The following is a 24,278-nucleotide window of genomic DNA, read 5'->3' as shown; positions in this document are numbered from 1 at the left end:
CTGCGTGCTGGTGCTGATCTGCACCCAGTTTCGATCTCAAACGTCGGGAAACATGAATTCCGTCAAGGTCGGCAGCCTGAAGCTCGGTCGCGGCTCGCAGCCGTTTTTTATCGCCGGGCCGTGCGTGATTGAAAGCGAAAAACACTGCCTCAAAATGGCGGAACGCCTGGCTGCAATCGCCTCCCGGTTAGGTATCGACCTGATCTTCAAGGCATCCTTCGATAAAGCCAACCGCACCTCGGCGGACTCGTTCCGGGGGCCGGGGCTGGTCGAAGGTCTGCGCATTCTGGAAAAGGCGCGCGCCGTCAGCGGCCTTCCGGTTCTCAGCGATGTGCACGAATCGAACCAGGTCAGCGCCGCTGCCGATGTCCTGGACATCCTGCAAATTCCCGCCTTCCTCTGCCGGCAGACCGATCTGATTCTAGCTGCGGCAAAGAGTGGCCGGGCGGTCAACCTCAAAAAAGGACAGTTCCTCTCGCCCCAGGAGATGCGCAAGGCCCTCGAAAAGGCGCGGGGAACAGGCAACCGCAACATTATGCTGACCGAACGGGGCACATTTTTCGGCTACAATAATCTGGTGGTCGATTTCCGTTCCCTCGTAATCATGCGCTCCTTCGGGCAACCGGTGGTTTTCGACGTGACGCACAGCGTGCAGATACCGGGAGGGAGAGGGGACAGTTCGGGCGGGCAGGCCGAGTTCATCGCCTACCTCGCGCGCGCCGGAGCCGCAGTCGGGGTGGATGGCTTCTTTACCGAGGTGCATGATCATCCCGAGGAGGCCTTGTCGGATGGGCCGAACGCGCTGACTCTTCGTGCGTTTCCGCGGCTCGTCCAGGAATTGCTCGAGATCCGCGCTGCGGTTCGGAGGAAATCATGAAGGTCATGTCTGATGCTGCGCTGGCGACCGCCATCCGCGTACTCGAACTCGAAGCGGAAGCCGTGCGCACTCTGGTGCCTCGTCTGAACAGCTCGTTTGTGCGCGCTGTCGAGATCGCCGCTGCCTGCACCGGGAAAATTGCCGTAACCGGCATGGGCAAGTCCGGCCTCATCTGCAAGAAGATCGCAGCCACCTTGAGCAGCACGGGCTCGCCTGCGATCTTTCTGCATGCGGCCGAGGCCATGCACGGTGATCTGGGCCTGCTTGGCCTGAACGACGTTGTGCTGGCGGTATCCAAGAGCGGTGAAACAGGAGAAATCCTCCAGATTCTCAATGTCGTGAAGCGCCTCGGGCTGCCTCTGATCGCCATATCCGGCGATCCCGGGTCCACCTTGGCGCGCTTGGCGGAAGTGAACCTGGATGTGAGTGTTGCCGAAGAGGCCTGTCCTTTCGGCCTCGCGCCTACGACCAGTACCGCCGCAGCTCTGGCGATGGGAGATGCACTGGCCATGGCGCTGATGGAGAGCAAGGGATTCCGGCTGGAAGATTTTGCTCACTTTCATCCAGCGGGCAGCATCGGGAAGAAGCTGCTCCGGGTTGGCGAACTGATGCACCGCGGAGAGGCGATTCCGATCGTCGGCGAAGCGACGCCGATGAGTGAGGTCATTTACGAGATGTCGTGCAAAAAGCTCGGCATGACCGCCGTGGCGGATGCCGACGGCAAGCTGGCGGGTGTGATTTCGGACGGCGACCTGCGGCGGTTGCTGCAGCGAGCTCCCGATCCGCTTCGGCTCAAAGCGGGCGAGTGCATGACACGAAGTCCGAAGACGATCTCCGCCGAACAGGCAGCCACCGCAGCGCTGGCAAAAATGGAGGAGCTGAAAATCACCAGTCTGGTCGTGGTCGATGCCGGGCAGTACATTTTGGGCGTGATCCACATTCACGACCTCTGGCGCACCCAGATGTTTTGACAGAATCCCGTACCGGACCTTGCAGGCGCGGGCGTCTTGGATGGTTCAACGCACCGGAAGCGCGACGAGATATCGGCAGCACGCGCTCTGGAGCCCATTGACTTGGTGAAGTCCGATTCGCTAGTATGACGCAGACCTTTGAAGTGAGCGGGAGTAATTCAGCGGTAGTATTTTCCAGCCCCAAGTAAGAAAAACCATAAACAATTAACAGTAACAACCGCCAGTGTTTACGGCCTTCCTGTTTTTGGATGTTTACCTGATTTTTGCCGGTTCTTGTTTATTTTTGTTGTACAGTTGTTGTACGCGTGATATTCTCTAAGGTGAATTACATACAAAGGCGGTTGTTATTCGCCATCGAGGTGAATCGTGAAGATCAGCCTTCGAGAACGCAAGACGGCGGCCGGCACCCGGACCTTATACCTGGACTTTTACGACCGCGGCCGCCGGCAACTGGAGTATCTCAATCTTTACCTCACCGGAAACCCAAAGCAGGACAAGCGGACCCGCGAGCTGGCCGGGGACATCCTCGCAAAGCGCCGGCTCGAGCATGTGCAAGGGGAGCACGGATTCCCCTCGCCAACGCGGCAACAGGATGATTTCCTGGCCTACTGCAGGACGATCGCAGAAACGAAGCGGGCCCCTAATACCCAGCTGGTATGGCAAAACGCTATCCAGCACCTGGAGGCCTTCGCGGACGGGTCTCTTTCTTTTGACCGGCTCACCGAGGAATACGTCCGCTCATTCCGCGACTACCTTCTTTCACGACTGAAACAGAACTCCGCGGGGGTGTACCTGGCCCGGATCCAGACGGCGCTGCATCAGGCCGTCCACGACAAGATCCTGACCCGCAACCCCGGCGATGGTATCGGGATCAAAAAGCAGGAAAACCGGCGCGAGTTTCTCACACTGAAGGAATTGCAACTGTTGGAGCGGACCGAGTGTGGCAACCAGGCCGTCAAGGACGCCTTCCTGTTTTCCGGTTTCTGCGGACTGCGCTATTCCGATGTGCGAGCCCTGACATGGGACAAGGTGCACAAGGCCGGGCCGCACTACTCGATTGACTTCATCATGGTCAAGACTGGCTCACCGGAACAGTTGCCACTATCCAGGCAGGCAGGGAAGATCCTCGGAGCGCAGAAAGGCCAGGAGTACTCGCCCAACATCACCGGCGAAGCAAACCCGGACGCGGTATTCAAACTGCCGGCGCAGCAAAGCATCGACAAGGCAATCAAGCGCTGGGTAAAGCGCGCGGGGATCGCAAAACGCGTTTCATTCCACACCGCGCGGCACTCGTTCGCAACCATGGGGCTCACCTATGGCATGGACATTTACACCATGTCGAAGCTGCTGGGCCATCGGGACCTAAGCACAACCGAGATTTACGCGAAGATCGTTGACGCGAAAAAGAGACAGGCAGTTGACCTTATACCGAACTTGAGCGACGGAAAGCGAAAATCCAATGTCAAAAAAGACTGATCTGCAATATCGGCGTCGCTGGGGAATCCCGGACTGGCGCAACAGCAAGGCATACCCGGCAAGCCTGCCGGACGAACTCTGGCGTTGGGAATTTCTTCGCCGGTGTGACGATTACCGCCAGGACTGGGAGCGAGAACACAAAAGGACGGTTGAATGGTACAGCAAACACACGTACCAAGAATGGATGTCACCCAATCCAAATTCCGACCTGGAATCACCAGGACCAATAGAGCCAGGAAATTTTGATTGTGATCCCGGGAGCGAGGAATTCGTTGTTTACATGAAACACTCGGTCAAAAAATATCGCATGCCAGTGCTCATCAATCCGGCCGTGGCGCGGCCGCGCAATCTGGGATTCTGGTCGGTCCATCTAATTGAGGCTGGGGATTACGTGTTCGCTCCCATGGCACTTGCGCTGGACCCAAACGCAAGCCTTGAGGCGCATATCGAAATTCTCAAGATTGGATTAAAACAAGTCGGCCAAAACAAGGATAAACCCCATGTTCCGGATTGGGCCAAGTATCTCCGCACGCTGGACGCAAAAGCGGTTGGCGCAAAAAATGATGAAATTCTGCTCGTACTCGAACCTAAAAAGATGGCCTACAATTCGGGTACGCCCGCCAATGACTGGATGAGAGCGGCAACAAAACTGCAGGAGAGACTGATCCGACCTACGAAATAAGCCTGCCCTATATTTCAGATACCTATCCTTTTTGATGTTTGAAATACTTGCGCTTGCTAACAGGAGGCGCGCGAGTATGACGGAAAAGCAAATAACCCGGATCGAAGCAAAGCTGGATCGCATCATCAGCTTGGCACTGCGGACTGGTGCGGAGAACGCGGGCCCGTTCGATCTGGAGTCCGCGGCAAAGTACCTGGAAATCAGCAAAAGCCATCTGTACCAGCTGACGTCAAAGAACCTCATCGCACACTTCAAACCCGCTGGCAAAAAAATCTATTTCGACAAGGCAGACCTGGACGAGTACCTGAGGCGAAACCGGATCCGGCCGCAGTGGGAAGCTGAATCGGCCGCGGCGCGAGCGTAGTGGCATGTCCGAAAATAAAACGGCCCGGCGCGAACCGGGCCAAAACCTAAAGGATGGACAAATGAATTCTACAAAAACCGATTCTGAATCGCAAGAAAAACCTCCAATTCCAGAAAAGGCCGATTATTTCGGCGGTTGCCCGTGGTGTGCGGGCACTGATGGGATCGTGTTCCAGGTTGATCGCGATGAAAGGTACTACGAAGATTGGTTTGTCTGCAATGCCCATCGCACCCGCTGGGCTATCGGCAATGTGATCTCCTGGCATCCCGAGCTCATCCCTCTGGAAAAAGTCCGAGCCGATTGGAACAGGGTCAAAGATTATGTGGACGTCACAACCCTGGCGCTGCCTGAAGGCAGCTACGTTCCCGAGCCTGGCTTCGTTGCGGTCCCGTTGCCCTCATGGATCCAGGCTCATGCCAGGCAGACGATGGTTGACCACCTGCAACAGAAGAACGTGGAAGACGGCCTTCGCCACATAAGGCTGGCTGCGGAACTAGAGCTTATCAGTGATCTCCCCGATGAAACCCCATGGACTGAGGCCTGCGAGATTTTGAAACAACGGCTTGCGGAGCGGCGATCGTGATCGACTCACACGACCTGCCAACCTGGGATTCGATCTTCCACGGCGAGGGCCTCAAGTCCTTGCGCCGCGGCCGGGGGGCCTGTCCATTCTGTGACTCCAGCACGGGCTTCTCGTGCCACGACGAAAAGGGCTTCAACTGCTTTGCCTGTGCCGAACATGGGGACAAGATCGCTTTCGTTCAAAAACTTCGCGGATGCGATTTTGTATCAGCATTGAAATATTTCGGCCTTGAACCCGGAAAGCCGCCGGCGCCGGATCCTGAAATCCTCCGCCGGCGCGCGATCAAGGAAGGTCTACAAACCTGGGCCCGTGAACTGGGCCGCGAGCTGCGCGACGAATATCTCGGGCGCTTCGGTCTTGAGGCCGCGGCTCTGCAGCGTCTGCACCGCGATGCGCAGGATGAGCGCGCCTGGACCTGGCTGGCTGCGGCATATCGAGGTCTCGACCAGGTGGAGTACCTGCTCGACCAGATTGACATTGGAACCGAGAGCCAACAGATCAACGCCTACCGTGAGTGGAGGGCGGCGGCATGACGATGCCTCAGTGTGATCCCCTCAAGAGCCTGGAGCCGGAGGTAGGCGACGAGCTTGCCGCGATCGCTGGGCCCCCACCACTGCACGCTGTGGCGCCATCCGTAGCCCAATGGCCGGAACCGCCGGCGCCTGAAGCATACCACGGCCTCGCTGGCGAGATAGTTCGCGCCCTCGGGCCAGCCACGGAGGCCGATCCTGTGGCGCTGCTGTCGCAAGTGCTCGTCGCGGCCGGATCCATGATCGGCCGCGGCCCTTGCTACCTCGTAGAGGGCGACCGTCACGCGGCAAATTTGTATGTGGTTCTGGTGGGCGCCACCGCGAAGGGCAGAAAGGGAACCTCCTGGGGGCGGGTGCGCTCGCTCTGCGCTCAGGTCGACGCAGCGTATGATCGAGAGCACATCCACCATGGGCTATCTTCTGGCGAGGGGCTCGTATGGCTCGTGCGAGACGCGATCGAGGAGCAGGAGCCGATCCGCGACCATGGCCGCGTCACGGACTACCAAACCGTTACCCGGGATCCCGGGGTCACGGACAAGCGCTTGCTCGTCGTTGAACCTGAGTATGCCAGCGTGCTGCGAGTCATAGCCCGCGAGGGCAACACCCTGTCCGCGCGGATCCGCGAGGCCTGGGACGATGGACAACTGCGGCTCGCCACGAAAAACAATCCCCTCCGGGCCACAGATGCGCACATTTCAATCATCGGGCACATCACGCGCGACGAGGTGCGCCGCTATCTCGATCGGACGGAACTTGGCAATGGCTTCGCAAATCGGCATTTGTGGCTGTGCGTGCGCCGCGCGCGCATCCTACCCGATGGTGGCACACCCGATGGGGACCTGGCTGCGCTGCAGTTGCGGCTGATGCAGGCCGTGGAACATTCCCGCGCGGTCGGCCCGATGCATCGCTCTGACGACGGCCGCGCCGTCTGGCATGAAATCTACGCGGATCTTTCCGAAGGGCACCCTGGGCTCTTGGGTGCCGCGACATCGCGGGCCGAGGCACAGGTGCTCAGGCTGTCGATGTTGTATGCCTTGTTGGATCTCTCGCAGGCTATCCGTGGTGAGCACGTCCGAGCCGCGGCGGCCCTGTGGGAATATGCCGAGGCCTCCGCGCGATATGTCTTCGGCGCAGAGTTGGGCGATCCTGTGGCGGATGAGATTCTCCGCGCCCTGCGCTCTGTCGCGGAGGGGATGAGTCGTACGCAGATCTCCGGGTTATTTGCTCGGAACAAGTCCGCCGGCGAAATCGACCGGGCGCTTACGATGCTGGCTGACACGGGCAGCGCGGTGTCGAGGACGGAACAGACTGCCGGTCGGCCCGTGGTCCGCTGGTTGGCCGTAGGGGCGAGGGGGCATAGTGCTACGCGCGATTAGTTCGTTTCTTTCGTTTCTTTCGTACTGCGCTACCCCTGTCAGAGCTGCATTGGACAGTGCAGGGACTTACGAAAGAAACGAAAGATACGCAGAAAGCACGGAGAAGTGACACATGGGGCGCTACGTCGACGCTGCAAACCGGGTGTTAGTCGGTACTCAAAGACCCGATGTCATCGATGGTCACGAGGTCGCAGAGATCCTATGGGAGACTCCGAAGATGGTTGTCTTCCGCGATCCCGAGGGCCGATTGTGGCGCCGCGTGCATTCCTGGGGCATGACCTGGCCGGTAGTGGTCACGGAGGCCAAGCAATGAACCCGCAACCGACACTGCTTGAGGACCAGAAGCCGCGGATCCGCCGGCTGAAAGTAAGAGTGCGGCGCACTCCTGGCCAACGCTTTCAGAATCGCGTTGAACTTGTGCTGCGGGCCTTCGGGGCTGGCTCGCGCATCGTGGCCAAGGAAGGGCGAAAAGATGATAGGCGCTAACTGTTGCAGGGGCAAGGCTTGGGTCCTACTGGAGGCCAAGCGCCCTCGGGTGGAATGTGTGGCACAACTTCCCGAGGCGAAGGGGTCCGAAACCCAGGAAATCGGAAAATCCGGTGAGGCTCGATGAAAAAGACAAGGCTTAAAAATCCAACCATGGAGACGGCGAAGGAATACGCGGGGCACCGCGGCGTGACTCCGAGTGCCGTCACCAAGTGGAAACAAAAAAGACTCCTCGTTTTGAAGAATGGCCGCATCGACGTTGCTGCATCGGATGCCATTCTTGACCGGATGGAGCAGGGATTTGAAGAAGGGTGCGACCCCAAAAATTACAACGAGGCCGTTTTCATGAAGGAAACCTTCCTTGCCAAACTTCGCCGGCTGGAGTTTCTCCAGAAGGCAAGCGAGCTGATCGAACAAGCCACGGTCAAGAACACCCTGACTAACATTTTCGCGCAGCACAAAGACGGACTCTTGACGATTCCAGAGCGGCTGTCTGCTCCGCTGGCGATCGAAACGGATCCGGCAAAGGTGCGTCAACTTTTATCAACGGAAATTCTCGGACACTTAAATGGACTCGCCGACGCTCTCGAAGGCAAATGAAATCCGGGGAATTGTGGCCCGCGCAATCCGGCCGGAACCGCTGTTGACGGTTTCTGAATGGGCGGATCGCTATCGAATCCTGAGCCACACTTCGGCCGGCGAGCCCGGCAAATGGCGGACTTCCAGAGTCCCGTTCATGCGCGAAGTAATGGACAGCATGAGCCCGAATGGTGGTAGCGAGCGAACCGTGTTCGTTAAGCCTTCACAGATCGGCGGATCTGAGGCGCTTCTAAACCTGCTGGGGCTCGTCATTCACCTTGCACCTGGCCCAGCGCTTCTGGTCCAGCCCACGGTCGAATTGGCCGCACGTTTTTCAAAGCAGCGCGTTACATCACTGATCCAAACTACGCCCGAGCTCCGAGACCGCATCTGCAGGACCGAGACGCGCGCCGCTGACAATACCATTCAGACAAAATCGTTTCCTGGCGGATATGCTGCGTTTTGCGGAGCAAACAGCGCGGCAGGGCTTCGCAGCATGCCGGCGCGTTACATCATCCTTGACGAAGTGGACGCCTACCCCGCGAGCGCGATGGGCGCGGCCGGCGCTGAAGGCGGATCGGTAGCTGAGGGCGACCCTTGTGATTTGGCAATCGCACGCAGCGAGACGTTTGCCAATCGCAAAATCTGCATGATCTCCACTCCAACGGTAAAGGGCGTGTCCCGGATCGAGGCCGCGTACAAGGAAAGCGACAAACGCCAATATTGGGTTCCATGTCCGCATTGCCAGGGATTTCAGACGCTGAAATGGAGCGGCGTTGAATGGCCGCAAGGGAAGCCGGCAGAGGCCTTTTACAAATGTGAGTTGTGCAACGGCAAAATCGAGGACCGACACAAGCCGGCTATGCTGGAGCGCGGGGAATGGCGGGCGGAATCACCGGGGGAAGGCCGGGCGGCTGGGTTTCACATTAACGCCCTGGCTTCCCCATGGACGACCTGGCCGAAGTTGGCCGCCAATTTCATCAGAGCGAGTAAGAGCCCGGAACGTCTCCGAGTTTTTATCAACACAGTCCTGGCGGAATCCTGGGAGGAACCACATTCGGAAAAGCTCGACGTCGAACTCCTCTTGTCGAGACGGGAGCCATTTGGCGCGACGCTGCCGGCAGGGGTGGCGCTTTTGACCGCGGGCGTGGACGTCCAAACGGATCGCCTCGAGGTTGGCGTTTTTGGCTGGGGGCGTGATGAAGAGTGCTGGCAGATCCAATACAACATCATCCGCGGCGATCCGATGCGGCCGGAGGTTTGGCGAGACCTTGACCGGATTCTGACCTCGGAATTTACGCACGAATTCGGCGCGAAACTCCTGATCTCTGCGTGCTGCGTTGACTCGGGATATGCAACCGCGGCCGTCTATCAGTTCACTCGGGATAGGCTTCGCCGGCGCGTCTATGCCATCAAGGGCCAAGCCGGGCGTCATCCCGTTTGGCCGCGGAGAGCGGGCCGCGGGAAGGATAAAAGCCCCATGTTCATTGTGGGCGTTGACCCCTGCAAAGATTGGATCGCAAGCCATTTGAGGATTCTCGATCCGGGTCCGGGCTTTATGCACTTTCCGATGACGGCAGATCGTAGCTTTTTCGAGCAGCTCACAAGCGAGACGGTGAGGGTCCGATACTCGAAAGGCTTTGCGGTCCGGGAGTGGTTCAAAGCGCCGGGAGTACGAAATGAAGTCCTGGACGTTGCGTGCTACAACTTCGCTGCGCTCCAAAGCCTCCACATGTCCGGGATAAAGCTGAACGCGCACGCGGACAGGATGGACGCCTTGAGATCCAAAGAGTTGACCGCCGCAAGTCAGGATCCAGATGAAAAAGCACGGCTCGGCCTGGCGTTAAATCGCGAGCGCAATGAGTCCTTTTTGGGCGAGAGAACACGGGGCTGGCTCGGCGATCCCGGGCGGGGCGGCTGGCTTAATCGCTGACAATGAGGAGGGGTCATGTTTACTAACTTCGACTTCGGAAAGGGGAACTGAAATGCGAAATCTATTGCTTGAAGAGAGACAACTGAGGCAGGAAAAAACGAAAAAACTTTGTCGGGCGCATGAGCTGCTGGCCGACGCTCGCGCGGCGGGTGCATTCACTCCTGATGCCGAAGCGGAGTACACCCGCTTGAAAAGAGAAGTCGGGTTGATTAACTCAGAGCTGGACAGCGAAACTTTTGCAGACAGTGCCAAGGTATACGCGCTTGGCGCCTATTTCCTGAGCCAGGTGAACGCATGACGGAAACCCTAGAGGCACAACTCGCCAATGCAAAAGCGGAACTTCTCAGGGAAGCGCAAGGCCGCGCGCTCATCGATTGCGGCGGGCCCTGGGCGGAACAAATTTTTTACGAAACCGCTCCAGAGGCCGATTCGATCGCCGGAGTGAGTTTTCACGAGGCTGGACACTATGTCGTGGCTGAACTCGTTGGTCTGCCTGCGGTGATGATCCAAGTGAGACTCTGTGCCGATCGCCACCTGCGCGGGGTTGTGTCTCCCACCTGGGATTTTATGGATCCCGATCCCGAGCAAACCGACGCAGTCAATCTGGGGTCGCGGATACAACTTTGCGGAACCGTCGGAATTCATCTCGACCTGGACGAAATTCTCGCACGGGCCGGAGTAATGATTCGTGATAATTGGCCGCGCGTTCAGAGAATCGGTGCACATCTGGAAAGCCTCTGCCGCACGCAAACGGGCCCCACTTGGCGTGTTGTCATTTCGGCGCAAACAATAGATCGGTTGTTTTGGCCGGAGGCAGCATGGGTTGAGTGGTATGGGAGGGGAATATGCGCCTGAGGGGGCTGCGCCGAAAAATTCGAAATCAGGTCCGCGCGCTTTGGCTGCGCATCACCCGGCTTTATGCGGCACCGTTTGCGCGCTGGCGTAAGGCGCATGAGGCTAAGCAAATCTTTCGTGCAGCAAAAGCGCAAGTCGAATTTCACCGGGGCCTGACGTTAGATGCGGAACGGCAACGGGCGATGAACGAACAATGGTTGCAGCGGCGGTATCGAGACCGCTAAAGGAGATGAAATGCTATTTGCAAAAAAGGACGAGGCGAAAAAATGGATTGCCAAGGTGAGGGAACTTCAAAAAGTGCGAGCGGACCTGCAGCGCGAATTTGCTGCGATTCGGCCCAAGTGGCACGAGGCGCAACGCGAAGCTGAGCAGCTGGAATCGCTACGCCTCGCCAAAGACGGCAGTTATTCCCGCCAGGTTTGTGAAGAACTTTGGGCCGAACGCGACGCGGTTCATAAGGCGGAGCTCGAGGCGGCTATTGCCCGTCGTGACGCGTTGACGGCGGATCTTGTGCCGCAGCTGCGGGCAACGAAGGACAAGCTCCATCGCGCGTTGAGCGCGGTTTGTGGCTCCTTTGGCAACGTTGTTGGCGCCGTGTGTGCTCAACTCCCGGAGAACTCGGAATTGAGAACCGAACTGGCAGCGGTGCTCCGGCAGTGCGAGGCGTGCGAGGATCCAACTGAAATCATTTTGACAATCACCAAGTGGATCGAGCGCCTCGAGGAATCGGAATCCGTCTCAATGCCGTTTTACCGTTTTGATCGGGTCCTTGCGGCGGCTCTTGGCCAAATGTAGTAGTCAAACAACAGGAGGCACGAAATGAAGTGGGAATATCGTTTCGAGGTTTTGGACGAGATGGCAGACCTCAATCCGTTGGGCGCCCTGGGCTGGGAACTGATCGCAGGCGTTAAGCGCCCGGACGGACTCATGGTTTTTCAGTTTCGCCGGGCGATTGCCGAAGGCGCAACAGATTCGCCAGCGGCTATCGCTTAAGCCAAACCGCCCGGCTGCAGTCACCGGGCACCGTGGGCCTGGCTGCGCATAAGCGCAGGGTCATGAGGCACCCCCTCCGGCCGGGCCTGCGGCAAAAAATTCCAGCGGGCTCAGTCTTCGGTGACTGGGCCCGCTGGAACGGATGCGGCAAACGCCACATTAGGCAACCTGGCCCCCGACGTGAGCAGCGCTGGGGACGCGGATTTCGGTCATACATCGCTGCCCGCTCGAAGGGCGATCGTTCAACCTGAGCCTCTACAGAGCAGAGTTTTCGAGGGCGAAGGCTGCATTGTGATAGAATCAGACCCCATCGGACCTCAAAGGAGCAGGGCATGAAAAAACAAGAGCATGAGCGAACGCTTGGAGAACTCTTCAAGTCCACAGAAGACGCGATCACGGAACCGTACGAGGTGGTTCGAACAATCGGGTTTCAGCTAGAGGCCAAAGGTGGGTCCAGGAAGTTCCGGCTGGAAGCAATCAAACGTCCCGGGAAGGAATCATCAAGCGTTCTCGTGTGGCAGATAAAAGAGAACGGTACATTACAGTCCTATCACGTCAGACAACCTACCCTTGACAGGGTTCATCCCGATCTGGCCTTGCGATCAATGGTGAAGTTTATCAGGCAGCACTATGCAGATTTTTCGAAAATCGTTCGATAAAGGCGATCTCCACCTGAAGGCATTACCGCTTGCGAAAATCTGCAACAAAAAGTAAAGTACGCTCATGCTGAAGCGCGACTCAAACACGGTACAACAAGCCCAAACGACAGAGGGGAATATTCTGTTGTACATTTGTTGCACGAAAATTTAATGAAACGCTAAAGCATAGATATATCAATAGTTATCGCTGCGGGAGTAATTCAGCGGTAGAATGCCAGCTTCCCAAGCTGGACGTCGCGGGTTCGATCCCCGTCTCCCGCTCCAATCTTTTCAACGAGTTACAGACACCCCGAATTCGTAGAGTCCATTAAGCCTCAATCACCGAATCGAGGGCATTGACGGCTTCCTTGCGGCGGTGGATCGAAGTAATCGTATAAACGTTCTCGTTTACATCGACGCTATGCCCCATTTGCTCCGCCCGGATATGCGGATCGACGTCAAGCTCCTTCGACAGAGAACTGTGGGTCCTCCGCATGACTTGGAAGTTTGCCCACGCCCGTCCAACCGCCCTCAACCTCGGAAGGGAACTCCTCCTCCCGGCAAGTACCGCGAGCCTCGAAATTAGCTGTTCCCGAACATCCAGTACCGATAACATCAAACGGACTTCATCGAAGGTCACCTATCTGGACGTCCCTTCACCTCCGCCGACCCGACGCCCTCGAACTTCCGGCGTGGTCGGACGGAGGTAAGGACGAACGGCAATCATGGATTCGTATATCGTTTTTTGTTCTCCCGGCACGTGAGTACCCGCAGAACATGAATTATTTCTGCGGGTTGAGCTTGGTCCGGGTGGACATGAACAGATCAAACGTCCCGAGCCGCTGGGACGCAAAGATCAGTGTGGTGCCATCCCAGGATAGTGTTGGATGGTACTCATAGGCTGTTGAGTTTAACAAAGTCAGGTTCACCGGCGTGGACCACGGATCCAGAGTGGTTTCACGCGTCGCGACCCACAGATCTATACCGAAGCCCGGCTGGCCCCTCACGAAGAAGATCTCCAGAACGTCCTTGCGGAGGCACGGCTGGAACTCGCGCTTTTCGCTATTCAACTCGACAACAGGTTTGGGCGGCCCGAAGGTGCCCGTCTCTTCGGAAAGCGAACTGACGTAGATATCAAACCAGGTTCCGCCAAGCACACGGTCGCTGGCAAAGTAAAGAAGCAATTGGCCCGTCATCTGGTCTTCGATGAGAAATGGGCCATTTTCCCCATTCCCGCTATTCACCACGCATCCGAGGTTGGTCGGCGTCTCCCATCCGAAATCATCGCGTTTGTTCTGGCGGTGCGAGATCCACAGGTCCATGCCGCCACATCCATGGGGGCGATCACTGGTGAAAACCAACCAGTGCCCGTCGGGCGAGAAGGCCGTGTCGTCTTCGTGGTACGGGCCGTTGATCGTCGTGCCGAGATTGACCGGGGCTTCCCATGGATCCTCAAGACTGTCCCGTTGGGACACATAGATGTCAAAACCGCCCTGGGCATTGGGATCAGGCCGATCTGACCCAAAGTAGAGGCTCAATCCGCTTTTTGAGATGGTCGGGTCTCTATCGTTGTAACCGGAGTTGACAGTGGGTCCCAGGCTTACGGGGGCAGACCAATCGGTGAACTGCATGGTATCCTCCGCAGGCAGGATCCCCATAAACAACAACATGACAGCAACAGCCAGGATTCTTTTCATGGCACCTCCTATTCATAATGAAATCCGCAGACTTCAACCGGAAATAGCCTCAAACAACGCCGGCGTGCACCAGAGCATCGGTCTTACTGCTCGGCCGGCCGCTTTTCGGGATTAAGACTCGGCATCCATCGATCCATGTCAGAACTGGCAATCCACAACTAATGTCGAGGTGGGAATTGCCAAGCAAAAGCGACATCCCTATCCGAGTAGTACTTCGTTGTTCCTTATTGATCATCCTGAGGATGTGGCGCGGGTACGTGAATTAGTGCCTTTGTCCTACTGATGTGCATATAGTCCAATCAGCTGCCCTCTGTGATGAAGAAAACCTGATCTTTCGGTGATCTTATGGGTGGGCGAATTGCTTGAGTTTTTTGGCTGTGCTTTGAGCTTAGGCCAGGATGGCGTTAAAATAATAAGATTTATCGCTTCGCAATGAAGAAGACCTGATTTTTCTGCGACTTTGCGGAGTTAGCGATGCCACGTCATGACCAACCGCACCTGTCCTATCGTTTTAACCATGTCGTGGTGGAACGGGACCTCTTTCGCGTGTTCAAAGGCGCTCAACTGATGAGCCTCGAGCCGCGAGCATTTGACCTCCTGATTTATCTGATCGAACATCGTGACCGTGTGGTGGAAAAGCAGGAACTGTTTGATCAAATCTGGAAGGAATCGTTTGTCACCGACGATGCCCTGGCTCAGGAAATCAAGAATATCCGGCATGCCATCGGTGATGCGGCCGGCACTCCCCGTTATATCAGCACTGTTCGCAAGCGTGGCTATCGCTTCATCGCTGACGTAATTATTGAAGAGCGCAGGGCAGCCGTCAGTGTTGCCTCTGTGCCCTCTATTGCAGTCCTGCCGTTTGCCAACCTGAGCGCCGCGCCGGAGAACGAGTATTTTTGCGACGGACTGGCTGAAGAACTGCTCAACACATTGACAAGGGTCAGGGATCTGCGAGTGGTCGCGCGAACCTCGGCATTCTCGCTCAGGAACCAGAAATTGGACGTGCACGAGATCGGCAGACGGTTGAACGCGGCCACGATCCTCGAAGGAAGTGTGCAAAGAAGAGGCAACCGCGTGCGCATCCTCACTCAACTCATCAGCGCCGCCGACGGTTACCATCTTTGGTCGGAGCAGTTCGACCGCGAGATGGACGATATTTTTGCGATCCAGGATGAGATTGCTGCTGCGATCATCGATAGGCTGAAGGTCAAGCTGCTGCCAAGCGAGAAAAGCACGGTGGTAAAACGGTATACGGGCAGCGTGGACGCATATCACCTGTATTTGAGAGGTCGCCACTTCTGGAACAGACGGTTTTCTCCGGGGGCACCGGAGAAGGCGCTCGAGTATTTTCAGCAAGCGATTGGGGTCGACCCGCGTTACGGGCTGGCCTACTCGGGATTGGCCGACTATTACAATCTGCAAGGCATTTTTCAATTCCGTGCTTCGCACGAGACATTCCCCACTGCTAAGGCCGCAGCGGAAAAGGCACTGGAAATCGACAATACGATCGCCGAGGCGCACACTTCCCTCGCATATACTAAAATGCTGTATTCGTGGGATTGGCCCGGGGCAGAGTGTGAATTCAAAAAGGCGCTCGAACTAAATCCGGGTTACCCTACAAGTCATCTTTGGTATGCCCAGTATCTCTGTGCCATGGCCCGATTTGATGAAGCCGTTGCCGAAGCAAGACGGGCTGAGGACCTCGATCCGCTCTCGCTCAGCATCAATGCCAATGTAGGATTGGTGCTTTACTGGGCCCGGGAATACAAACAGGCTGTGGAGCAACTGGAGAAAACGCTTGAACTGGACCCCGACTTCGGCCTCGCTTATGTCTATCTGGCATTTGTCCTAATCCAACAGGGACGGTATGACCAAGCTATCGCCGCCATTCAGAAATCCATGGAGCACACGGGATATATGCCGCTGGCGATTTCCAAGCTTGGGTATGCGTATAGCCTCCGGGGCGACAAAGCCGAGGCGCAGAAAGTTCTGAAGGAGGCCGAAGCGCATTTTGAGAAGCTGGGTCTCCCCTCGACAGTGTTGGCGGAAATCCATGGGGGGCTGGGGGACCGCGAGAAGTTCTTCGAATGCCTCAACCGTGCCTATGAGGAACGCAGTCCGCTGTTGCCCTGGCTAAAGATTTATCCCGAGTACGATACCATGCGTTCGGACCCACGGTATGACGAACTCCTGCGCCGCCTGGGCCTCGCTCCATAACACGAGCCGGGTAGCGGGCCACACTTTGAACAGGAAGCTTCGGAGGCACCCAGGGCGTCTGGTCAGCCCGTTCTCAAACATCGTAACGCAGAGCCACCTGTAGAACCGGGGCATTGCCCACGGCAGTGGAGATCTTTCCAGAGGTAGCTCGATTTGAAATCGGTATTCGGCGGGCCGAAGTTGGCGTTGATGAACACGTTGTAAGCCTCGGCGCGGAAGGAGATTCCATGCCGCTCATTGATCTCGAAGCGCTTCACCAGAGAGGGCGTCCGCATCGGTTTCGTCTGGGACCAACAATCCCGCTGAATGCCACTGCCGCACAGGGGTCCGCCGGATTACTCCCAAGAAGTCGTTAGCGTACCCGGACAAGTCGCTGGGTTCACCTTTTGTTCACCTTTGTCATTGTACGAGTACGCCGTTAGAACTAAGCCGCTGGCGCCGGTATCGACGTTCGCAGCGGTAATCCCCGATTTGCATCACCGACTTAGGTATCCACGTTTGCTGCGGTAATCCCGCCGTTTTGCTAGCCTCGGGGTCATAGAAAGGAGGTCTCTATGACCCCATTACGTCAGAGAATGCTGGACGAGCTCCAGCGCCGCAATTACTCACCTGAAACGTTTCGTGGATACATTCTGGCCGTCAAGCAGTTTGCCGATTATTTCGACAAGTCCCCGGATAAACTCGGCACCGAAGAGGTGCGCCGGTTTCAACTCTACCTGCTCAAGGAGAAGAAGCTTGAGCCGAGCACGGTTAAAATAAGACTCTCGGCATTGCGTTTCCTATACAAGAAGACCCTCAGGCGTCGCGATCTTGACATGGACGATTTGCCTTTCCCCAAGGTTCCTAAAAAGCTGCCGGTGGTGCTGAGTCATGAAGAGGTGACGCGATTGATCGAAGCTGCGCCGAATCTCAAATACCGCACCATTTTGATGCTTTTGTACTCGACGGGTTTACGACGGGCCGAGGCTCCGCTTGTCAAACTGGCTGACATTGACAGTCAGCGCATGATCATCCATATCCGGCAGGGCAAAGGTTCACGCGATCGCGCTCTGCCGATGTCTCCCAAACTTCTCGATGCGCTGCGTGAGTACTATCGTTCGAAGCGGCCGAAGATCTATCTGTTCCCCAGCACCGCAGGACGTCTCGGTGTTGAGAAGCCGATGTCGGACAAAACCGTCTGGCACGCCGTTCGTGGTGCGGCAAAACGCGCGGGCTTGACTAAGACCATCGGTCCGCACACGCTGAGACACACCTTTGCGAAGCGGGAGCCGACCTGAGAACCATTCAGCTTCTCCTGGGGCATTCCTGCCTGAAAGAAACCGCGATCTATTTGCATCTGTCGCAGCGTCATCTTCGTGCGGTTATCAATCCTCTTGAGCAGATCACGCTTCGCAGCCATTCCGAACTGCACTACCCACCGGAGGACAATCACTAATGGCTCGGCCCCTCTGGGAGGTGGCCGATGTCATTCGCATGGCGGGCAGCAAACTGTGGGAGCGCCTCGGGGAGACGCTGAGCTGTGGGGACAGCTCAAGGTGCTCCATGCCATCGTGAGCTGCCGCACCGCCGCTCTTGGTGGGCATCGTGATCGATGTGCCAGTTGCGGGTATCAGGCTATCTCGTTCTTTTCCTGTCGCAATCGCCACTGCCCGAAGTGTCAAGTCAATGCACGCGAGAAGTGGCTCCGCAAACGGCAACAAGAGTTGCTGCCCGTCGGGTACTACGACATCGTTTTCAGCATCCCGCACCGCCTGGTCCCGTTGATCTGGCAAAACAAGAAACTCCTGCTTTCGCTTTTCTTCCAGGCTACCGCGGCTACTCTCCTGGAAGTGGCTTCCGATCATAAGCGTCGAGGTATGGAAATCGGCTTTCTCTGCATTTTGCATACCTGGGGGCAGACTCTACAGAGGCATCCGCACATTCATTGCGTGGTGCCCGGTGGCGGTCTGTCCCCGGATCACAGCCGCTGGATCTCGTCGCATCCCCGTTACTTCGTGCCGGTCAAGGTTCTCAGCCGTACCTTTCGCGACAAGTTTGTGGATGGACTGAGGCAGGCGCATCTGGCAGACAAACTGTCCTTTTACGGAAAGTGCGAGCCGTTAGCCAATGGGGAAGCGTTTGCCGCGTTTTTGAAACCTCTGTCGGAACAGGACTGGGTCGTCTACTCCAAGCCGCCCTTCGGCGGCCCCGAGCACGTGCTTCAGTATCTGGCTCGCTACACCCATCGTGTTGCCATATCCAACCATCGAATCGCCTCCGTTGATGAGTCCCATGTGACCTTTCAATGGAAGGATTACGCCCATAACGGCGTGCAACGCACCAAGACACTCACCCACGAGAAGTTTTTGCGCCGCTTCCTGCAGCATGTGCTACCGAAGGGGCTGCCACGCATTCGCTATTTTGGCTGGCTTGCCAATCGCCGGTGCGGAGAACTGCTGCCGATTTGCCGAACCTTACTCCATCACCCGGCGCCAACGGCCGAACCCGATGAACCGCAGGTTGCCAAGTGCCCTCGCTGTCACGGGACCATGTGCATCATCGAACGTCTGACCGCCGCACAGATCCGGTCCGTGCTAAATAGGATGGAATATGCCGCTGACAGCTCTTGATGTTCGACCCGGCCCGGCCTCGTCTGTGCCGAATGTTCCGTATCTGCCGGAGGCTTGCCCAAACCACGAAAAATCGCCCTTTTCCTGGGTAATTGACCCCGTTTTAGAACACAATTTCTCCGTGCTGTTTATGAAGCACCGCCGAAAAGAGCCAAATCGGAGTTCTCAGCCACGATTTCTTTCATCCCCCGCGATGATAGAAAACCCATAGGGAGCGCCCTGTCGGACGCTGCGCCAGCGGCTCACTTCAAACGTCTCTATCAAAAGTGCTCCGGACGCGACCTCGTGCCACGATCGTGGATTATCCGCCGGAGCACTTCCGATAGAGATCTAACGTTAACCGCCCGCGTGGAACCAAAGTTGCCGCGAAGCTCGTGTATTGTCGTACGCCGTTCTGCACGTTGTAGGCCAGCGAAGCATCAGCACCTCGCTCCGTGGTGCGGTGTGTCCCCTCGTACCACGCTGCCTCAAGGCAGCGCGTTCCTCCCGCTCTGATGAGGTTGCAGTGGGGCGTGGTCCTACTGCAGCAAATTGTCCCTTCCAGTGGGGAGCAAATCCCGACCTCTGGGTCATTGCGTTAGAGCTACACTGGAGCCTTCACTAGAGAAACACCTTAAATACGTCAAAGACCTCGATCCTCCGCCGTTCTACGCGCCCACCCCCCAGAGAGGGTATGGGCCATGCGGCACACCTCCACGGATATGTGCGCAGCAAAACTTTGAACGCGTTCTCCGATGGACGTCTGTCGACAAAGGAGCCAGATCAATGGTTTGAACTGAAAAGGCCGCCCCGAAAAGCGGCCCTCGCCAGTCTGACAGACTCAGCCGACAGAGATGATCTGGATCAAGACCGGCCCTGCCGAATTCGAGTTCCCCGTGTCAGCAACAAGCAGCGGCAGCCCATACGTGGGTTGGCGTTACCTGCATGATTCTGCCCTACTGCTCAAAGGTGATCTCGATCCGTGTCGAATGCAGGGTGCCAGTGAACAGCGGCGTGAACGGGGTGCCATTGGGCAAATAGTACTGTGCGTTCATCGTACCCGTATATTCGTTATCCGAAATGGGGGTGATGGTCCCCCAGAATTTCGCCCAGCCGAACAACTTCCCGGTCTCATCGAAAACCGTCCTCACGGCTGTGAATGCGTACTTGTTCGTGCCGATTCGCACCCAGTTGCCGTGTCCCGAGGCAGTCGTACCCAGCCATCCATTCGCATTCATAGGGTTCGGCATCTTGCCAACTGCGGGGATGGTGCAAATAAACGTGCCTTCGACGGCGCGCCTCTGAGAGTTTGAGGTGAAAGTGTCGAGGGACGGCGTAGACATGGCCGTCGGACTTGTGATCGAAACTATTCCGTACCAAGACCCTTCCATCGAGTAGACCGGTCCGGTCTCCTGAGCGATGGATGCGCTAACCCCGGCGGTGATGAGCACTGCCAGGATGGCGACGGAGAATCGCATGTTTCTGGTCGTCATTCCACACCTCTTTTCTGGTTGCGTAGCCCTTGCGGCCAAGCCCTCAGGGCCGACGTTGGGCTACAAAGTAATTTGCGAATGGGGATCGGCAAGTGTTGGGTAGGATGCGCCCAGCAGTGCCGCCGCCTTAACGTGTTGCACTGCCAGCTGGATTCACAGGAGAAGAACGCGCATCTGAAGTATGTGCCGCTTGGGGCCGTATCCGGCATTCTGCGCTTCATATGGAACGTCTTACCGAGACCGATTTTGCGCCACAATCCTTGGCTGTGATTCTTGTTTCCTTCTTGAATGTTTCTCACGACGCAAGACGATGATTTCAGGAGGCTTGACTCCGGATTGCGGTGGGCGCTATGGTGAATCCACTGTGAGTCAGGCAAAAACCCGTGTCAAACGGTTTACCTTCGGCCCCTACAAGGTCGATGTGCCTGCGGGTGAGCTGCGTAAAAACGGCCTGCGGATCCAAGTCCAGGGCAAATCTTTCGAGGCGCTCGTGGCACTGCTGGAGCATCCCGACGAACTTGTGACGCGCCAGGATTTGAGGCAGCGGCTCTGGCCGGACGGCGTTTCCGTCGACTTCGACAACAGCCTGAACAGCGCGGTGAATCGGTTGAGGGATGCGCTTCGGGATGGTGCCCGCAAACCCAGGTATATCGAGACGCTGCATCACCGTGGCTATCGCTTCATCGCGCCGGTCGAGCAGGTGCTCATCGTTCCACCCAGGCTCGCAGTGCTGCCGTTCGAGAATCTGAACCGTCATCCGGAACAGGATTTCTTCGGCGACGCTGTGGCCGACGCGCTGACCACGGAGCTGGGAAACGTGAGCACGTTGCGCGTGATTTCCCGCCAATCCGTGCTCCATCTCAAGGGCACGCGCAAGACGCTTGCGGAAATCGCCTGTGATTTAAAGGCAGACCTTGTCGTCGAGGGATGCGTGCTCGTGGATGGGGACAGCATCCGCATTACTGCCCAGCTCGTGCAAACCATGCCCGAGCAGCACCTCTGGTCCAAAGCCTACTCATGCCGGATGGGTGACATCCTCACTATGGAGGGGCAGGTCGCGCGGGACATTGCTGAGGCGGCGCAGGTGACCTTGAGCACGGCCGAGGTCGGGCGGCTCTCTCGCCAGCGCCCCGTGAACCCGGAAGCACAAGTAGCCTATCTCAAGGCCCGCCATTACCTGGGCCAGCGCTCACTGGACGGGTTTCACAAAGGCCTGCAATGTCTCCACCTGGCGCTGGAAAAGGATCCCACCCACGCACCGGCGTATGCTCACATGGCCCTATGCTACTCTCTCCTGGGCTTCTGGGGACACCTGCCCGGCCCCGAGGCCTATCCCCGGGCCCAGAAGGCGTCCCTGAAGGCCATCGCTCTGGATGATGCCCTGAGCGTTGCTCATTGGGTTCTGGGGTGGGTCAGTTGGCTGCACGATTGGGACTTGGCCACCTGCAAGGCGGAGACCCTCCGCGCCATTGACTTGAATCCGAGCGATGAAGGCGCTCACGTAAACTATGCCGTGTTTCTGGCGATAGTCGCGGGAGATCGTGCCAAAGCTATTGCGGAGGCGAAGCTTGCCTTGGATTTGGATCCGCTATCTCTCGACGTCAACGCGGATGCGGCTTGGATCCATCTGTTTGTGGAGGAGTACGAGTGGGCCCGACAACAGGCACGCACCACGCTGGATCTGTTCCCGGACGCTCTCCAGGCCTGGTACGTCCTGGGGTGGTCGGAACTGATGCACTCACGATTTGACTCGGCGGTTCAGGCTTTCGAAAAGGCCGCTGCGATTTCCCCGGATGCGCTTTCCATTGGATATCTGGGACATGCGCACGCCAGGGCGGGCCACCTGGACACCGCGACCTCTATGCTCCACGGGTTGCTGGCGAGACTCGAGCGGGGATATGTGCCGGCAAAAAGCCTAATCTGCATGTACGCAGGCCTCGGAGAACGAGACCGGGTCATCGACTGGCTGGAGAAAGCCTACCAGGATCGCGACCCCCAACTCTTCTTTATGGGGGCGGTTCGCATCTTTGGGCCACTGGCGGAACTGATTCAGACCTGGACCCGGGAGCGGCTTCCGCACCTCTGAATTCCGGTCGTCTGGTCAGCAAAGTAATGCTTCACATTGCACACAGATGGTACGGGTCTGTGTCGCCATGGACATTTACATCCGCTATCAACATCCGCGTCCGCACTTCATTCGAGGAACTTGAAGATAATCTATCCTGACGGAGGACTGAAGTCAAAACAGACGATGAGCAACATATTCGGCATGTCCTTTGAAAAGCTGAATTCATATCCCCAGATATCCGGCATCAGCGCAGAAATTTCCGCTCATGTCGGCCAACAGAGGAGAGGTTTTTAGAAGGAAAAGAAACACAAATCCGTCGGCAAAGATGGTTTCATAGATTTCAGCTTTTCGTCCTCATAACGGCTTATTATCCAAGTGCTTGAGCCAAAGGCTTCAATACAAAGTAATTATTGCGAGCGTATAGTTGTTAGCGTTCATCGGAAATGCCTCGGCGCAGAAAACGATGGGATACGAGCAAAGAGAAGTTGCCGAGGCATTTCCGATAACGACCACTTGAAGGAAGCCGCTGTCTGCTTGCGGCGGACGCTTATGGGTTTTGAATGAATCCAGGATGCAGGAGAGGTTGAACCAGAATCGTCGGAATGTTGGCACAAATGCGGTTCAGAGCCGAAGGTTCGGCACAAATAGCGGTCAATAAGCTGAACACATTTGTCCATCAGTAAAGCCTCCTCGGGAAGACCAATCTCCGGCCGTGAATATCCGCACCCTGATGACTCTGGTGCCGCACCGCGGGCATCTCCAGGCAGTTGGTTCTGGAAGCTCGGGATCAGGTTCCGGTTCCAGGGTCTGGCTGGGCTCCACGGGATCGCCAAGCAGCTCGGGGCAAAGCGTAACGCGTTTGACACGGAAACGATTCGCCAGAAACCCGAACTGCCGAATGCGAACGAATCCTTTCGGCAGTACATGCGAAAAGAACCGGCGCAAAAACTCGGTCGCCTCCAACGTCATCGCCCCTTGCCTGCTTTCATGGGCATAGTCTTTCCAGAGAAACGTCACCTTTTCGCCGTCAAAGTTTACAATGCGGTGATTGGAAATCGCGACGCGGTGGGTATAGCGTCCGAGATCCCGGATCACCTGCACGGGGCCGCCGAATGCCGGCTTGGCGTACACGACCCATGACTTTTTGTATAACCGTCGGATCAGTGCCGCAAAACACTTCGGATCCTCCAGACAGGCTGCGGGGCCGACCAATCGCAATTTCTTCTTGCGGTAGAGGCGCCTCAAAGCATGAAGGAATTTGCCGCGGAACACCTTGGACAAGACCTTGACGGGAAGAAAGAATCGGTAGCGCGGATGGATCCAGCTTTTGTGGTCCGGCGCAAGTCCGCCTTGCGGAATCACGCAGTGGATGTCGGGATGCGTCGTCAGGTTCTGGCCCCAAGTGTGCAAGGTGCTGAGAATGCCAATCTGGGCGCCGAGCCACTTGGGGTCGGCCGCAAGCTCCACGGCGGCCTTCGAACTTGCCGAAAACAGAAGACTGTAAAACAGTCGATGATTATCCCGCACCAAGACATTGAGTTCGTGCGGCACGGAAAAGACTACATGAAAATAGGGAACGCCCAGGACTTCGCGTTCCCGTTCTGCAATCCAGCGCTGACGCAATCCCGCCTGGCATTTTGGGCAATTGCGATTGCGGCAGCTATTGAAGGAGTTCTTCTCGTAGCTACCGCAACCGGGACAATAATCAATGTGGCCCCCGAGCGCTGCCGTGCGGCAAGCCTTGATGGCGCGGAACGCTTTCACCTGCTCGAAATCCATGCCGGAGCCATGTTTCTCGAGGAATCGATGGCCTTGAACCCGGACAATGTCGGCAACCTCAAATGGGGGTTTCGTCATGGCGTCGCAGTG

The 24,278-nt window shown here is 57.0% G+C and carries 22 protein-coding genes, 1 tRNA gene and 2 pseudogenes; 22 read left to right on the top strand and 3 right to left on the bottom strand.

Annotated features, from left to right (window positions below; translation table 11 throughout):
* Nucleotides 1–52 precede the first annotated feature (52 nt).
* The 18 genes from kdsA to LAP85_10495 all read left to right on the top strand — a co-directional run bounded on the left by kdsA (nt 53) and on the right by LAP85_10495 (nt 12,628).
* Entirely contained in the window at nt 53–877 is an 825-nt protein-coding gene (gene kdsA, locus LAP85_10580; GenBank protein MBZ5496836.1) for a 3-deoxy-8-phosphooctulonate synthase, read from the top strand.
* Nucleotides 874–1,848 (top strand): KpsF/GutQ family sugar-phosphate isomerase, encoded by a 975-nt coding sequence (locus tag LAP85_10575; protein ID MBZ5496835.1) that lies wholly within the window; start codon nt 874–876, stop codon nt 1,846–1,848. The genes kdsA and LAP85_10575 overlap by 4 nt, the downstream gene beginning before the upstream one ends.
* Before the next feature lie 366 nt (nt 1,849–2,214).
* Nucleotides 2,215–3,324, top strand: coding sequence for a site-specific integrase (locus LAP85_10570; GenBank protein MBZ5496834.1), 1,110 nt, complete (start codon nt 2,215–2,217; stop codon nt 3,322–3,324).
* Nucleotides 3,308–4,006, top strand: a complete 699-nt coding sequence (locus LAP85_10565) for a hypothetical protein (GenBank protein ID MBZ5496833.1) — start codon at nt 3,308–3,310, stop codon at nt 4,004–4,006. The genes LAP85_10570 and LAP85_10565 overlap by 17 nt, the downstream gene beginning before the upstream one ends.
* 76 nt (nt 4,007–4,082) lie before the next feature.
* Complete coding sequence (locus LAP85_10560; GenBank protein MBZ5496832.1) at nt 4,083–4,370, top strand: helix-turn-helix domain-containing protein; 288 nt, start codon at nt 4,083–4,085, stop codon at nt 4,368–4,370.
* Between the two features lie 61 nt (nt 4,371–4,431).
* Nucleotides 4,432–4,953, top strand: a complete 522-nt coding sequence (locus tag LAP85_10555) for a hypothetical protein (GenBank protein ID MBZ5496831.1) — start codon at nt 4,432–4,434, stop codon at nt 4,951–4,953.
* Nucleotides 4,950–5,486: a hypothetical protein gene (locus LAP85_10550; protein MBZ5496830.1), complete on the top strand. Its 537-nt coding sequence runs from the start codon at nt 4,950–4,952 to the stop codon at nt 5,484–5,486. Before LAP85_10555 ends, LAP85_10550 begins: the two co-directional genes overlap by 4 nt.
* Nucleotides 5,483–6,859, top strand: coding sequence for a DUF3987 domain-containing protein (locus tag LAP85_10545; protein MBZ5496829.1), 1,377 nt, complete (start codon nt 5,483–5,485; stop codon nt 6,857–6,859). The genes LAP85_10550 and LAP85_10545 overlap by 4 nt, the downstream gene beginning before the upstream one ends.
* Nucleotides 6,860–6,971: 112 nt before the next feature.
* Nucleotides 6,972–7,172, top strand: coding sequence for a hypothetical protein (locus tag LAP85_10540; protein MBZ5496828.1), 201 nt, complete (start codon nt 6,972–6,974; stop codon nt 7,170–7,172).
* Between the two features lie 410 nt (nt 7,173–7,582).
* A complete protein-coding gene (locus LAP85_10535) occupies nt 7,583–7,945 on the top strand; it encodes a hypothetical protein (GenBank protein MBZ5496827.1) in 363 nt (120 codons plus the stop codon).
* Complete coding sequence (locus tag LAP85_10530) at nt 7,914–9,857, top strand: phage terminase large subunit family protein (protein MBZ5496826.1); 1,944 nt, start codon at nt 7,914–7,916, stop codon at nt 9,855–9,857. The genes LAP85_10535 and LAP85_10530 overlap by 32 nt, the downstream gene beginning before the upstream one ends.
* Nucleotides 9,858–9,909: 52 nt before the next feature.
* A complete protein-coding gene (locus tag LAP85_10525; protein ID MBZ5496825.1) occupies nt 9,910–10,155 on the top strand; it encodes a hypothetical protein in 246 nt (81 codons plus the stop codon).
* The gene (locus tag LAP85_10520) at nt 10,152–10,712 is read left to right on the top strand and encodes a hypothetical protein (GenBank protein ID MBZ5496824.1); all 561 of its coding nucleotides are present in this window, start codon (nt 10,152–10,154) and stop codon (nt 10,710–10,712) included. Before LAP85_10525 ends, LAP85_10520 begins: the two co-directional genes overlap by 4 nt.
* Nucleotides 10,703–10,936, top strand: coding sequence for a hypothetical protein (locus tag LAP85_10515; protein ID MBZ5496823.1), 234 nt, complete (start codon nt 10,703–10,705; stop codon nt 10,934–10,936). The genes LAP85_10520 and LAP85_10515 overlap by 10 nt, the downstream gene beginning before the upstream one ends.
* Nucleotides 10,937–10,946: 10 nt before the next feature.
* On the top strand, nt 10,947–11,507 hold the full coding sequence (locus tag LAP85_10510) for a hypothetical protein (GenBank protein ID MBZ5496822.1): 561 nt from the start codon (nt 10,947–10,949) through the stop codon (nt 11,505–11,507).
* A gap of 24 nt (nt 11,508–11,531) precedes the next feature.
* On the top strand, nt 11,532–11,705 hold the full coding sequence (locus LAP85_10505; GenBank protein ID MBZ5496821.1) for a hypothetical protein: 174 nt from the start codon (nt 11,532–11,534) through the stop codon (nt 11,703–11,705).
* 332 nt (nt 11,706–12,037) lie between these two features.
* A complete protein-coding gene (locus LAP85_10500) occupies nt 12,038–12,364 on the top strand; it encodes a hypothetical protein (GenBank protein MBZ5496820.1) in 327 nt (108 codons plus the stop codon).
* Nucleotides 12,365–12,553: 189 nt separating this feature from the next.
* A tRNA-Gly gene (locus LAP85_10495) sits at nt 12,554–12,628 on the top strand.
* A 497-nt stretch (nt 12,629–13,125) separates the two neighbouring features.
* On the opposite strand, the gene LAP85_10490 is transcribed toward LAP85_10495, so the two are convergent.
* The gene (locus LAP85_10490; protein ID MBZ5496819.1) at nt 13,126–14,040 is read right to left on the bottom strand and encodes a hypothetical protein; all 915 of its coding nucleotides are present in this window, start codon (nt 14,038–14,040) and stop codon (nt 13,126–13,128) included.
* 474 nt (nt 14,041–14,514) lie between these two features.
* On the opposite strand from LAP85_10490, the gene LAP85_10485 reads away from it, so the two are divergent.
* The 3 genes and pseudogenes from LAP85_10485 to LAP85_10475 all read left to right on the top strand — a co-directional run bounded on the left by LAP85_10485 (nt 14,515) and on the right by LAP85_10475 (nt 18,869).
* A complete protein-coding gene (locus LAP85_10485; protein MBZ5496818.1) occupies nt 14,515–16,260 on the top strand; it encodes a winged helix-turn-helix domain-containing protein in 1,746 nt (581 codons plus the stop codon).
* Nucleotides 16,261–16,814: 554 nt separating this feature from the next.
* Nucleotides 16,815–17,695, top strand: a pseudogene (locus tag LAP85_10480) (site-specific integrase).
* Nucleotides 17,695–18,869 (top strand): annotated as a pseudogene (locus tag LAP85_10475) (IS91 family transposase). Before LAP85_10480 ends, LAP85_10475 begins: the two co-directional pseudogenes overlap by 1 nt.
* 935 nt (nt 18,870–19,804) lie before the next feature.
* Here the strand turns inward: LAP85_10475 and LAP85_10470 are convergent.
* On the bottom strand, nt 19,805–20,341 hold the full coding sequence (locus LAP85_10470) for a hypothetical protein (protein ID MBZ5496817.1): 537 nt from the start codon (nt 20,339–20,341) through the stop codon (nt 19,805–19,807).
* 364 nt (nt 20,342–20,705) lie between these two features.
* Here LAP85_10470 and LAP85_10465 point away from each other — a divergent pair, with 364 nt between their 5' ends.
* Nucleotides 20,706–22,427 carry a winged helix-turn-helix domain-containing protein gene (locus LAP85_10465; GenBank protein ID MBZ5496816.1) on the top strand — a complete coding sequence of 574 codons (1,722 nt, stop codon included), beginning with the start codon at nt 20,706–20,708 and terminating at the stop codon, nt 22,425–22,427.
* 633 nt (nt 22,428–23,060) lie between these two features.
* Here the strand turns inward: LAP85_10465 and LAP85_10460 are convergent.
* On the bottom strand, nt 23,061–24,266 hold the full coding sequence (locus tag LAP85_10460; protein MBZ5496815.1) for an IS91 family transposase: 1,206 nt from the start codon (nt 24,264–24,266) through the stop codon (nt 23,061–23,063).
* Nucleotides 24,267–24,278: the final 12 nt, after the last annotated feature.

This window comes from Terriglobia bacterium (genome assembly GCA_020072565.1).
GTDB lineage: Bacteria > Acidobacteriota > UBA6911 > UBA6911 > UBA6911 > JAFNAG01.
The sequence above is the reverse complement of the archived record's forward strand: the minus strand, read 5'-3'. Positions and strand labels throughout refer to the sequence as shown.

Excerpts from the sequence above, each read along its gene's own strand:
- LAP85_10515 (MBZ5496823.1), top strand. The coding sequence starts at position 10,703 with ATGCGCCTGAGGGGGCTGCGCCGAAAAATTCGAAATCAGGTCCGCGCG.
- LAP85_10560 (MBZ5496832.1), top strand. The coding sequence starts at position 4,083 with ATGACGGAAAAGCAAATAACCCGGATCGAAGCAAAGCTGGATCGCATC.
- LAP85_10530 (MBZ5496826.1), top strand. The coding sequence starts at position 7,914 with ATGGACTCGCCGACGCTCTCGAAGGCAAATGAAATCCGGGGAATTGTG.
- LAP85_10540 (MBZ5496828.1), top strand. The coding sequence starts at position 6,972 with ATGGGGCGCTACGTCGACGCTGCAAACCGGGTGTTAGTCGGTACTCAA.
- LAP85_10555 (MBZ5496831.1), top strand. The coding sequence starts at position 4,432 with ATGAATTCTACAAAAACCGATTCTGAATCGCAAGAAAAACCTCCAATT.
- LAP85_10485 (MBZ5496818.1), top strand. The coding sequence starts at position 14,515 with ATGCCACGTCATGACCAACCGCACCTGTCCTATCGTTTTAACCATGTC.
- LAP85_10520 (MBZ5496824.1), top strand. The coding sequence starts at position 10,152 with ATGACGGAAACCCTAGAGGCACAACTCGCCAATGCAAAAGCGGAACTT.
- LAP85_10490 (MBZ5496819.1), bottom strand. The coding sequence starts at position 14,040 with ATGAAAAGAATCCTGGCTGTTGCTGTCATGTTGTTGTTTATGGGGATC.
- LAP85_10500 (MBZ5496820.1), top strand. The coding sequence starts at position 12,038 with ATGAAAAAACAAGAGCATGAGCGAACGCTTGGAGAACTCTTCAAGTCC.
- LAP85_10505 (MBZ5496821.1), top strand. The coding sequence starts at position 11,532 with ATGAAGTGGGAATATCGTTTCGAGGTTTTGGACGAGATGGCAGACCTC.
- LAP85_10575 (MBZ5496835.1), top strand. The coding sequence starts at position 874 with ATGAAGGTCATGTCTGATGCTGCGCTGGCGACCGCCATCCGCGTACTC.
- LAP85_10460 (MBZ5496815.1), bottom strand. The coding sequence starts at position 24,266 with ATGACGAAACCCCCATTTGAGGTTGCCGACATTGTCCGGGTTCAAGGC.
- LAP85_10510 (MBZ5496822.1), top strand. The coding sequence starts at position 10,947 with ATGCTATTTGCAAAAAAGGACGAGGCGAAAAAATGGATTGCCAAGGTG.
- LAP85_10470 (MBZ5496817.1), bottom strand. The coding sequence starts at position 20,341 with ATGACGACCAGAAACATGCGATTCTCCGTCGCCATCCTGGCAGTGCTC.
- LAP85_10565 (MBZ5496833.1), top strand. The coding sequence starts at position 3,308 with ATGTCAAAAAAGACTGATCTGCAATATCGGCGTCGCTGGGGAATCCCG.
- kdsA (MBZ5496836.1), top strand. The coding sequence starts at position 53 with ATGAATTCCGTCAAGGTCGGCAGCCTGAAGCTCGGTCGCGGCTCGCAG.
- LAP85_10525 (MBZ5496825.1), top strand. The coding sequence starts at position 9,910 with ATGCGAAATCTATTGCTTGAAGAGAGACAACTGAGGCAGGAAAAAACG.
- LAP85_10545 (MBZ5496829.1), top strand. The coding sequence starts at position 5,483 with ATGACGATGCCTCAGTGTGATCCCCTCAAGAGCCTGGAGCCGGAGGTA.